Source organism: Streptomyces sp. NPDC102279 (assembly GCF_044766365.1).
GTDB lineage: Bacteria > Actinomycetota > Actinomycetes > Streptomycetales > Streptomycetaceae > Streptomyces.
In genome coordinates, this window is record NZ_JBIWLU010000008.1 from 411,299 (window position 1) to 422,914 (window position 11,616).

The 11,616-nt window shown below is 68.3% G+C and carries 9 protein-coding genes; all 9 read right to left on the reverse strand.

All coding sequences use genetic code 11. The annotated features are described in order from the left end of the window. Nucleotides 1-377 precede the first annotated feature (377 nt). On the reverse strand, nucleotides 378-893 hold the full coding sequence (locus ACIRQH_RS23005; protein ID WP_404226896.1) for a hypothetical protein: 516 nt from the start codon (nucleotides 891-893) through the stop codon (nucleotides 378-380). A 213-nt stretch (nucleotides 894-1,106) separates the two neighbouring features. Then, complete coding sequence (locus ACIRQH_RS23010) at nucleotides 1,107-2,465, reverse strand: DivIVA domain-containing protein (protein WP_404226897.1); 1,359 nt, start codon at nucleotides 2,463-2,465, stop codon at nucleotides 1,107-1,109. Next, on the reverse strand, nucleotides 2,462-2,779 hold the full coding sequence (locus ACIRQH_RS23015; RefSeq protein ID WP_358815046.1) for a type VII secretion target: 318 nt from the start codon (nucleotides 2,777-2,779) through the stop codon (nucleotides 2,462-2,464). Before ACIRQH_RS23015 ends, ACIRQH_RS23010 begins: the two co-directional genes overlap by 4 nt. Before the next feature lie 110 nt (nucleotides 2,780-2,889). Further along, the gene (locus tag ACIRQH_RS23020; protein WP_404226898.1) at nucleotides 2,890-3,933 is read right to left on the reverse strand and encodes a hypothetical protein; all 1,044 of its coding nucleotides are present in this window, start codon (nucleotides 3,931-3,933) and stop codon (nucleotides 2,890-2,892) included. Further along, nucleotides 3,921-4,577, reverse strand: coding sequence for a hypothetical protein (locus ACIRQH_RS23025; RefSeq protein WP_404226899.1), 657 nt, complete (start codon nucleotides 4,575-4,577; stop codon nucleotides 3,921-3,923). The genes ACIRQH_RS23020 and ACIRQH_RS23025 overlap by 13 nt, the downstream gene beginning before the upstream one ends. A gap of 275 nt (nucleotides 4,578-4,852) precedes the next feature. Beyond that, nucleotides 4,853-6,259: an acyltransferase family protein gene (locus ACIRQH_RS23030; protein WP_404226900.1), complete on the reverse strand. Its 1,407-nt coding sequence runs from the start codon at nucleotides 6,257-6,259 to the stop codon at nucleotides 4,853-4,855. After that, on the reverse strand, nucleotides 6,256-8,490 hold the full coding sequence (locus tag ACIRQH_RS23035; protein ID WP_404226901.1) for a glycosyltransferase: 2,235 nt from the start codon (nucleotides 8,488-8,490) through the stop codon (nucleotides 6,256-6,258). The genes ACIRQH_RS23030 and ACIRQH_RS23035 overlap by 4 nt, the downstream gene beginning before the upstream one ends. A gap of 529 nt (nucleotides 8,491-9,019) precedes the next feature. Then, a complete protein-coding gene (locus ACIRQH_RS23040; RefSeq protein WP_404226902.1) occupies nucleotides 9,020-10,024 on the reverse strand; it encodes a hypothetical protein in 1,005 nt (334 codons plus the stop codon). 530 nt (nucleotides 10,025-10,554) lie between these two features. After that, nucleotides 10,555-11,580, reverse strand: coding sequence for a LysR family transcriptional regulator (locus tag ACIRQH_RS23045; protein WP_404226903.1), 1,026 nt, complete (start codon nucleotides 11,578-11,580; stop codon nucleotides 10,555-10,557). Between the last annotated feature and the right edge of the window lie 36 nt (nucleotides 11,581-11,616).

The following is an 11,616-nucleotide window of genomic DNA, read 5'->3' on the forward strand; positions in this document are numbered from 1 at the left end:
CACCCTACGGGGGGCCCAGGCCGTATGCACCCAGGTGACGGTCAGGAAGGAGAGGAGCGGACCGCTACTCTCCCCACTCGTATCGTCTCGGTGCAGCCCCAGCGAGCAATGAGTTGTCCCTTCCGATGTGAGGTTCCGGAGCATCTGTTCGACTGGGCCGAGCTGAGCAATGAGCCGGTTTCGCGCGACCTCATCTGGAGCGGACTCCAGCAAAGGGGCCAGCGCCGCAGGGAGACGGCCCTCGTGGACTTCACCCGCTGCCTCCAAAAGGGCATCGAGAGGCACCTGCGTGAAGCCGGCCGGAACAGCGAACCAGATACCCGGACCTGGATCGAAAACGCTCGGATGGAGCGTGAAGGACGATGTGGTCATAGCCTTCAGAGCTTCTGTGCTTGCGGAATCGAGGCCGACAGCTGGGCACCGGCACAACGTGCTCGCTCTACGTCCTCCACTTTGACGGTCCACGCAGGAGTAACAGATGACCGGCCGAATGCCGTGTGCTGATACAACACATGCAAACGCGCAGGAAGGCACCCGTCCTTGGAGGGCGCGGCGACAACTCCGACGAATCGAGGATCACCGGAGAACCAAACCGGCTCGATCTCCGCCTTCAAGGCAGCCTTGGTTCGGGGACCGCCAATCCGCTTCATCCACCAATGCGACCGTTGATGCTTGATGAAAACCAGCGGAACCTTCTCATCAAGGTTATCCGGATTCCGGAACTCAAACCACATGCCATCGTCGCTGGCTTGCGGATGCTTCCCCAGACCCCTGGGGATATCCGTGAGGATTGACCAGGGATACTCTTTGAAAATTCGACGCATACGAAAAGCCCACGGAAAATAGGAGAGCTGCACGAAGACTCGATAGAACCCGTACAGGAAGTACGGCATGAAGATCCACGCAAACCATCCCGGGGACCTCACAGAAATCCCGAGCAATGCCACCCATGCACCGGCCCAACAAAAGAGCCCCACTACATTCATGACCATATGCCTGCGCCACGCACGACGTGTAGGGAGGTACCCCCAGGCGGTCGACGGATCGGTGGGATTCATGTCAGCTGCTTTCATTGGGAGGTGCCTGGCACGATGACCCGGGCCGGTTCACTGGAAGGCACGTCGCAGGAGATCAATCGTCTCGCCCCCGTCGACAGGACCCAAAAACGTCCCGTCAAGCGTGGTACCGATCTTCGCTGCAGTGTCGTTATCGAGAGTGTCGGTCAAGTTGGCTGCAAGACCGTAGGTAGCTGTGGCGAACCCCGCCCACGGTGCGGCCTTCTCGCCGATCTCGACAGCCCTGGCCAATTGCGGGGCCTTCACCATCACCTTGTCCAACAGAGGGTTCTTGAGATCAGCGAACTCTTGCGCGCCGGCCATGGTCTTTTCTCCGAATAGGCTCAGCTTCTGCCCAAGACTGAGCGCTTCCTCCGCGCCCCGGGCACCGCGTAGCGCGCCCGCCGCACCCTTTCCTACCGCTCCGATACCGGGGAGCATGCCTAGGCCGTCGGCAGCCAACCCGATCGCGTTGCTGAAGAAATCCGCATCGAACTCTCCGTACCTGAGACCGTCCCACAAGGACGCACGCACGGCAGGATCTGAAAGCCGCAGGCTGACGGCACCCGCGCTCAACACAGACGCTGCCAGCAACAGGACTGCGGCTGCCATTCCACCTGTGACGACGAACAAGGCGATGAGCCCCAGGCCCGCCGCTGTCCAGCTGAGGATGTCCGGCAGGTTGTCGGTGATCCAGTCCAGGGCCTCGTCGAAGAAGCCCGGCTCGTGGGGCGCGAGTTTCTTCGTGGCGTCACGGATCTTGCCGGCCCGGAGGCGGGCCTTGTCCTCGTGCTCCTCCGCGAGCTTCCGTGCCTTGCCCCGAATCTGCTCCAGCTCGTCCTTGGCATCGTCAACCGCACTGTTCGCATGCGTCAGCGCCTTCTGGGCCGAGTCCCCCCGGCTGCCCTTCTTGTGCAGATCGGCGTCGCCACCCGCCTTGCTCGCGCGACCCTGCGCCGAATCCACCGCAGCCTGCGCCTCTTTGGCGTCCTCCTCCAGCCGCTTGGCCCGCCGCTGGAAGTCATCGAGCTCTGACTCCCAGCGGTCAAGTTGCCTGGCTGCTTTGCGGACGGAGTGCGCCGCATTCTTCAGGTTCAACGGCAATGGCCCGCCATCGAGCTGCTCCCGGAAGGCAACAGCCGCGTCACCCTTCCAGTAGCTGCCCTCCATCAGCTTCGTCACCAGGCCATGCGTCTCTTCGAGCACCTTGGCGCAGTTGCCGAGCTTCTTGTGCAGGGCACGCACGGTGTCAGTGCTACCCGGAACCGGATTGAACCCAAGGTGGGGGTAGTTCGGGTTTGGGATGGTGGGGTCGTACGGCGAGGACTTCAAGCCCTGCGGAAGGTCGCCGTTGCGCCGAGCGGCGGAGTCCGGGGACGGGTCGGTCTCGATTCCGGGGGCGTAGGTCACTTCGTACCCTTCCCCCGCGTGCCCTTGGGCTTCCTCAGCGCTTCCTCCAGCGCCTTGTCGACCTCGCGGTAGCTGTCCTTGCTCTGACCCACGATCTTCGCCAGGTCCTCGGTCTGCTGACCGATCTCCTCGGCGCCGTATTTCCAGTCCTCCTGAAAGTCCTCGCACGCCGAGTCCAAGTCATCCGTACCAAGGCCCGCGACCGTCCCGTCGCTCAAGGCTTTGCGCAGCCCCTTCAACGAATCGGCGGATTTGTTGAGCATCTTCATGAAGTGCTCAAGCTCGTCCCCGTCAACGGCAAGGCGCTCTGCCACGCGTCCCACTCCTCGATCGCACACCAAAACCAGAAGGGTATCTTCCGGTCGGCGGGCAGCCTCCCGTCCGCGGTGCCCTGGTCAGCGCGCGTCAGGCTCCCCGCCCGCGCTCAGCGGTTGACGGACTGGATCTCCTGCACGACCACGTTCTGTTCAGCACCGAACGTGCCGTCGGGCAGATCCTGCGCAGCGGCAACACCCGTCCCTGTCCAGTGGACCTTCCACGTGATCGTCGCCCGTAGCTTGAACGATCCGCCCCCCGACGAACGCAGATATTTCACCCCACAGGGTGGCGTCTCCTTCGCCTTGCCCTTCGCATACGCCTCACCGATGTGGTCGCCCGCTATCTCGCAGACCCCCGACGCCGGATACGTCGTCGCGTCCGGCGTCCCCGCATCGATCTTCAGCGAGACCGGCTCGGCGGTTGTCGTCGCCGACACGTTGAGCAGGGGTACCGACGCCGTCACCGAGACAGGCTTGAACTTCGCCGTGTCCAGCCACGCCCACGTCGGCAGATTCACCTTCGTCGTTCCCGCAGGAGCCAGATCGACCTTGGTCGATGGCACGCGTATCTCCGCGTACGCGAGTTGGGCCAGGATCTCCGGCGTGATCGCCTCAGGGGCGTCCGCCGGCGGAGCAGCACCCTTGTCCACCCAGAAAATGGACTTGGTGCACTTGAGCGCACCCGGGTCGCCCTCGCGGCCCTTCGTGACGTACGAGTCCCACCAGTAGCCCTTGTCGGCCTTGTCCTTGTTGAAGTCCTTGGCCTCGCCGCCGTTCACATACTTGTCGCGCTGCTCGGCATCCCACTGAGGACCAGTCGACTCGGCGTTCCAGATCGGCTCCAGGTACTTCTGCAGCTGGTCCGGTGTGTACTTCGGGGCGTAGTAGCACGCGGGAGGAGTCCAGGTCCCAGAAGAAGACGTCACGGCGCCAGAAGAGCTACCCGAGCCGTTGTTGGACCGGTCGAAGACCACGACGCCAGCCGTGGAAGAGAGGTTTCCGTTGCCGTCGGAGTCACCGTGCGCATCGGTCTGGCCGACGTTGCCGTTGCCGCCCCGGCCTCCTGCGTAGGCAGCCGTCGGAGTCAACGCGACCAAAGCCAGCAATGCTACGGCAATGGTCGTCCTGGACGGTCGCTTCACGGCTGGCATGTCTTGGCCCCCCGGTCCGAGATGATGTCGGTCGTCTGCCAAACGCCCCGCGCGTTCTTCACGAGCCTGGTGTTGTAAAGCACGTAGCTGTCAGCCGTCGTAGGCGTTTTGGCGACCTTCTTGGTCTTGCGGTTCTTCAGAAACGAATTGCTCTCGTCCGAGCAGTACACGACCGTCGCGGTATTGCTTCCCGAAAGAGCCACCTTACGGTCGAAATATCGGGTCTTCCCGATCCAGGTGTCGTCCTTGTCCAGGTACCCCTGGACATAGCTGATGGCCGCGTTGAGCGCCTTGCCGGAGTTGTAGAAGCCCAGGGCCTTCGTGTCCACGCTGCCCTTGAAGATCGCGTCATCCATGGAATTGACGCTGAGCGCATTGTCCGCGAGAACCGCGTCCTTCGTGGCGTTGCCCGTCTTCTGCTCTTCGAAGACGTTGGCAACTCCGGAAGGAAACGTGATCTCCGGCCGCCCCGCCGCCTCCGACGCGCTCGCGCTGGGCGAAGCCGACGTCTTCTCGCCGGTGTCCGCTCCCGCGATCTTGTCGTTGCCCTTGGATTCGTCGGCGCCGCCGCCGCAGGCGGTCAGGAGCAGCGCGGCTGTCGCGCCGACGGCGGCTGTTGCAAGCAGGCGGGGACGGCGGTTCACGGCGGGCTCCTGTGCGGCGTGGGGTGCGGAAGGGCAGCAACACGCTATCGGGGGCCTGCGGGGCGACACCAGAGCGAAGGGCATCAACTGGGCAACAGTGGGCGGGCAAATACCGTCAAACGGTGATCAACCTGTCCCGTAAAACCTTCGAATGAGTGACGGAACGGCGTGGGATGCGTCACCACGTTGGCCACCGCAAAGCCTCTGCGGTGGCCAACTCGACTGCATACAGGGTCAATCGAGGGTGGGGTGCGGGCGGGGCTGACCGTCGGTCCTCATCCCTTCGCCCGACGCCCCTGCCCCCTCCCCCCGCTCCCGTTCGGCCACAGCCGCGGCGCCCTCTTCGCCGCGATGTCCTCGATCCAGCCGAAGGCGACGATGGCCAGGCCGATCAGGGGCCAGACCAGGACGAACATCCAGAGCGTGTACGTCTCGTCGAGTGCGGCGGCGGCGCGTTCGCTGTCCATGAAGGGGAGGGCGTACATCTGATCGATGATCGGGACCGTCGCCATGATGAGCATGTTGTGCCAGAGGTAGATCGTGACCGCGCGGTTGTTGGACAGCGTCACCAGCTTGTCCCACCTGGCCAGGCGGCCCGGCAGTTCCTTCCAGGACGGGCTGTACTGGAGCAGGATCACCACGAACCCGAAGGACCACAGCGCGTCGGCCAACGGGATGTCGTTCATGTCCCAGCCCTCGGGGCCCAGATGGCCCGATGCCCACCACAGCGCGAAGGCCATCACCAGGGCCGAGCCGGAGATCGCGACGTAGCGCGGAACCTCGGCCAGCTTGCCCTCGTGGTGGGCGATGCCGAGGATCCAGCAGCCGCCGTAGACGGCGAAGTCGGTGACGGCGTTGCCCGTTTCGCCGGGGATGGTGACCAGGCCCGTGCCGACGACCGCCGTCAGCGCGAGCGGCGCCAGCAGGGTCGCCCACGGAACGCGGCGGAAAGCCCACAGTAGGACCGGTGACGCCACGACGAACCACAGGTAGGCCCGCAGGTACCACAGCGGGCCCGCGCCCTGTTCCGCCCAAGTGGCCTCCAGCAGGCCGGACTCGGAGCCGATGTGCGAGGGATAGGGCGGGGCTCCCACCGGGACGATGTAGTTGAGCACGTCGATGACGCCCCACGCGCCGCCGCCGGTGTCAGGGTCGTGCGCGGGGTTCCAGCCGCCCGCGAACATCAACGCCAGCGCCACCGCGCTGAAGGCCCACAGCGGGGGCAGCAGCCGTCGGACGCGTCCCCGGATCACGCTCCATGCCGGCCGGCTCAGCGACCGTGCCATCAGCGAGCCCGCCAGCGCGAACATCACGCCCATGGAGGGGAACAGGACCGACAGCCACGCCCACCCGAAGAGGTGGTAGACGACCACGCGGACCAGGGCGATGGAGCGGAGCAGGTCCAGATAGCGGTCGCGGCCCGGGCGGCGGGGGGCGGCCTGGGGTTGTTCCGTGGCCGGTTGATCGGCGGAGGGCTGCCCCTTACGCCGGTGCGTCGCGCCGCGGCCCGGCTGCGGCACCCTTTCATCGTGTGGCCCGGGCCGCGGATCAGGTCCCGGCCCGGGGGCTGCCCCGGGTCGCGGCCCGGGATGCGTTCCCGCTCCCTCCGGCTGCCGCGGAACCCCCACCCTCGGCGATCCCAGCGGCGGCGTGGACCCCACCGGGTACTCGTGCGTGGTCATCCGACCGGCCTCCGTTCGTTCCCGTCCTGCGGCTCCCGCTGGCGCGGGGCCGATCCCGGTGCCCCCACCACGCCCGTGCGGCGCAGTTTCTGCCAGCGCAGCCGGCCGCCGGTGAGGGCGGTGACCCAGGACTGGAGCAGGACGACGTACATCAACTGCCGGTACAGGACCTGCTGGAGGGGGAGCGAGATCAGGTGGGTCATGCGTTCCTTGTCCAGGCGGAAGGCGTATGCCGCGCACACCGCCTGGATGGTGAGGACTCCGAGCCAGGCGAGGACCGTCTTCTGCGTCGGGCCGAAGACGACGCCGTACAGCAGGAAGATGTCGATCAAGGGTGCCAGCAGTGGGGCCAGCACCATGAAGAGGGACACCAGGGGCAGCCCGACCCGGCCGAAGCGGCCCGAAGGGCCCCGTTCGATGAGGGCCCGGCGGTGCTTCCAGATGGCCTGCATGGTGCCGTAGCACCAGCGGTAGCGCTGGGACCACAGTTGCTGGACGGACTCCGGGGCCTCGGTCCAGGCGCGCGCGTTCTCCGCGTAGACGACCCGCCAGCCGTCGCGGTGCAGGGCCATCGTGATGTCGGTGTCCTCGGCGAGCGTGTCGTCGCTCATTCCGCCGACGCGTTCAAGTGCCGTACGGCGGAAGGCTCCTACGGCGCCGGGGATGGTCGGCATGCAGCGCAGCAGGTCGTACATGCGGCGGTCGAGGTTGAAGCCCATCACGTACTCGATGTGCTGCCAGGCGCCGATGAGGGAATCGCGGTTGCCGACCTTGGCGTTGCCGGCGACCGCGCCGACGCGCGGGTCGGCGAAGGGCTGGACGAGTTCGCGGACGGTCGGCGGTTCGAAGACGGTGTCGCCGTCCATCATCACGATGATGTCGTGACTGGCGTTCGCCAGGCCCCTGTTGAGGGCCGCGGGCTTGCCCGCGTTGAGCTGGCGCACGACGCGTACGTTGGGCAGGTCCAGGTCCTCGACGATGCGGGCGGTGCCGTCGCTCGATCCGTCGTCGATGACGAGGATCTCGATGGGGTGTTCGCTCGCCATCAGGGAGTGGACGGTGTTCTCGATGCACTTGGCCTCGTTGTAGGCGGGCACCAGCACCGACACCGGTTCGGTGATCGGGGTGCGGCCCCAACGGAAGCCCGCTCGGCGGACCTTGCGCGCGTGCGTGGCGGAGAGCAGCAGCATCAGGCCGAACCGGGTGAACACGAGCACCCCGATGACGGCGATGCCGACCACCAGGACGTCGGTGGTCCTCTCCGCGGCCTGGACGAGGAAGATCCAGGCCCGGCCCTTCCACAGGTCGAGGCCGGTGACCGGGGTGTGCGCGCTCGGCGCGTCGAGTGCCTCGGTGAGGTTCTCGAAGTCGTAGCCGCTCTGCTGGAGTTCGGGGATGAAGCTGTCCAGGGCCTGCACGGTCTGGTGGCGGTCGCCGCCGGAGTCGTGCATCAGGACGATGGCGCCCTTGCCGCCCTTGGGCGTGGCCCGGCGGACGATCTCGGCGACGCCGGGCTTCTGCCAGTCCTCACTGTCGGTGTTGTTGACGACGGTGATGTAGCCGCGGGTGCCGATGTACTTCGTCACGGGCCAGGACCGGTCGTCCATGGCGTTGGCGAAGGAGGAGTACGGCGGCCGGAACAGGGAGGTTCGGATGCCGGCGGCGCCCTCCAGGGCGAGCTGGCTCTGCGACAGCTCCCAGTCGATGCGACTCTTCGACTGGTACGACAGGTCGGGGTGGTTGAAGGTGTGCAGGCCCACCTCGTGGCCCTCCCGCACCATGCGTTCGACGAGGTCCGGGTAGCGCGAGGCCATGGTGCCGGTGACGAAGAAGACCGCGTGGGCGTGGTGCGCCTTGAGGACGTCGAGGACCTTGGGCGTCCAGGTCGGGTCGGGGCCGTCGTCGAAGGTGAGGACGAGACGGTGGTCGGGGATGCCGAGGCTGGTCGTGCGGCCGCCGCGGGTGTCGATGACGGGGCCGCCGTCGAGGATCTTCTCCGGCACCTTGTCCGTGGCGGCCTCGGGCTGGATGCGGTGGTCGGCGAGGATCTCGCTGTGCACGTAGCCGCGCAGCATCAGCATCGCCATCATCGCGAGCAGGATGAACATCGGCAGCAGGAAGCGCATCGGCAGTCGCCGGCGCCGGGCGTCGCGGTGACGTTTCGGGGTGGTGCGTGTGCCATGACCCGGCGCCTTGGGCGCCGGACCGTGACGGCTGGTACGGGAAGCCATCAGAGAAGGTTCTCCGGGAACGAGTGACGAGTGAGGTGGACGGGGAACGCGGTACGCCCGGCCGCCCGGACCGGACGCGATCCGGCGAGGCGGCCGGTCCCGAGGGACCGCGTGCGGCTCGGCGCGCCGTCGACGGGGACGTCCACAGCCGTGGCCGCGGCCCTGGCCGTACCGGTCGAGGTGCCACCGCGTGCGACCCGGTACGGCGGGTGCCGGGGTACGACCATGTGCGGCCCCGAAGGACGAGTGCCGGTGAACCGTCTGAGGTTCGGTGAACGAACAGGTGCCGTTGAGCCGCCTGCGGCTCGATGCCGACCGCCGGTGCACGGCAACGCGCCGGGGGGGGGCGAGGGCCGGTCGACCGCGTGCGGCCCGGTGGGCGAAGGCCCGCGAACCGCAGCCGCCCGGCAGGGCTGATACCGGTCGACCGCGTGCCACCGGGGCGGACACCCGCGCCTGCCCCCTGGACCGTTCCCCACCGCGGGTGCCGGTGGACGGTGTGCGGAACGGCACGGCGGGTCCCGGGTGACTACACGCCGCTCGGAGCGGCGGACGCCGACGAGCTCGTGTCGCTCGGGGCGGATGCCGAAGGGGTGAAGCCCGCCGGCTGGGCGCCGGTTCCTCCGCCCGCGTCACCGCCGCCGGTGGCCGGCGGCTCCGTGGCCGGGGGTGTCGTGGGCGGGGTGGTCGTCGGGGTCGGTTCGGCGGGCGGGTCGACGACCGGGTTCGACGGCTTGGGGTCCGGGTCCTTCGAGGTGACGCCGGGCTTCGGCTTCTTCGTCGTCGACGCGCTGGGCTTCGGCTCGCCCGACGCTCCCGGGGCCTTGGACTTGTCGGAGGCCTTGGCCTTCGGGGTCTTTCCGGGCGAGGGCGTCGTGCCGTCCACGGCCGTCGCCACCGTGCCGGGCGCGGCCGCGTCCTGCGGGGCGGACGGATCGACCGCCCGGGAGGGCAGCGGCGAGGTGTCGACCTTGCCCGCGGGCTGGTCCTTCTTCTGGCCCGGCACCGGCAGCCAGGGCGCGTTCGAGTTCCCGGACAGGAGGGTGGCGACGATGACGACGGCGTAGACCGCGCAGGCCGCGGCGACGAAGATGCCGAGCCGTCGGTAGCGGCGGCTGCGGCGGCCGGACTCGTCGACGAAGACCGGGCCGTCCGACTCCTGGCCCGCCGCGCCGCCGTCGGTCTGCTTGACCAGCCGGTCGTCCAGCCGCCGCCCCGTTCCGTCGAGTTGGACGGTGACCTCGTGCGGGTCGTGGTTGTGTCCGGGGACGTCGGGCTGCTCCCAGGACGGCGGCAGCGGACGCGCGCCCGCCGACGCGGATTCGGGGTTCGCCTCGGGTGTCGTCACGGGTCCGGTGAGCACCTCGGTCGGCGGCTCCGATCCGGCGGCGTCGGCGGCCGGCGGATCGGCGAAGAAGGGCCGGCCCTTGGCGCGCCGGCCGCGGGACGACGCTCCGCCGTCCCCCGAACCGCCGAAGCCGAAGCGCGAACGGCCCGACCGTCCCGTCCGGGAACGCCCGGCCGGCGGTCCCACCTCGGTGTCGGCACCTGCGGACAGCGGTTCGCTGTCGGGCGAACGGCCGGACAGGAGACCGGTGTCTCCCGCGGCACCCGAGAGAAGGCCGCCGTCGGACGCGCGGCCATGGAGCGGCGGCGCGTCCCGCTCCGGGGTTCGTTCGGAACGTCCGCCGAAGCCGCTGACGGCGCTGTCGGCGCGTTCCCCACGCTCAGGACTGATGCCAACTCCCCTGCTCGGCCACGATGCCGTTCTGCCGCCGGCCTCCGGCCAGACGACCGGATCCGCGGCTCCTGGGCCCGGGGACGGTTCGGCTGTCCGCCCGTCCCGCTGATCGACGGATCGTCGATTCGGTTGAGCGTCTTCTCGCCAGTTCTCCACGCGCACGTGCTTCCCCCCACGGGACTGTTCACGGGGTGCGCGACGACTCCGGGCCTACATCACTTCGTCGTCCCGACCGGGCCCCCACCCGGTCAAAGCGCCCCCAAATATCACACTGCGCCCGGAGGAAAAAATGTAGCGCCGTGAGGGACTCGTGGGGTTACGTCTCATGCATGGGTCATCAGGATGAGTGATTCCCCGGCGGGAACCCACCCTTCCAGGTGACTCATAAGCCATGCTTCCTCGCCCGCAAGTTCGGAGGCAGCACGCCTGAGAGCGTCGATCCCGGGGTGCGCGAGTCCCTTGCGCCACACCAGAGACACGGGTGACAGGGGGACGGGGTCGACCAGCGGTCTGAGCACGGTTCCGGCCAGGGCGGGGAAGTCCACCACGGCGAGGACGGGGGTACGCGTCTTCGCCATCACCCGCTGGAACTCCTCGGGCCCGACGGCCACCGGCGCGGGTGACGCGAGGTCGATCCCCCGCCCCTCGAACAGGTGACGCGCCAGGTCGGTCCACTCGCGCGTCCGGGGGTTGCCCGCCCCCGCGTACACGGTCTCGCCGGCGAGCGCCGCCAGGGGCACCGCGTCCAGTTCCGCGAGCCGGTGGTCCTCCGGCAGGACCACGGCCATGGGCTCGTACCGTACGAACTGCTGCTCCAGCCGGGCCCGCACGGCCGGGTCGAGTCCGGCGAACCGGCCGAACGAGGCGTCCAGGCGTCCGGCGAGCAGTTCCGTGGCGGCGCCGGTGAGCCCGCTCTCGTAGCGGGCCATCAGTTCACTGCCGGGGGCGAGTTCGCGGGCCCGTTCCAGGATGCGGCCGGCGATCAGGCCGGGGGTGTTGACGTCGACGAGGAGCGGGCGCTCGGCGCCGCCGGGCCGCGCGAAGGCGGCGAGCAGGGCGTCGTGCGCCTCGAGGACGCGGCGCGCGTACGGCAGCAGCCGCTCGGCGTCGACCGTCGGCGCGACCTGCCGGGTCGTCCGGACGAACAGCTCGGTCCCCAGCTCCCGCTCCAGTCGGCGGATGTCCCGGCTCAGTGCCTGCTGGGCGACGTACATCCGGGCGGCGGCCCGGGTGAAGTGCAGTTCCTCGGCGACGGCGACGAAAGCACGCAGCAGACGAGGGTCCAGGTGGCCGGGAAAAGGTCCGTGAAGGGGTCCGGGCAGGGGTCCGAACGGGCTTCGACCAGGCATCAGGCGAACCTACAACCCAGGTGCGTCAATGGCCAC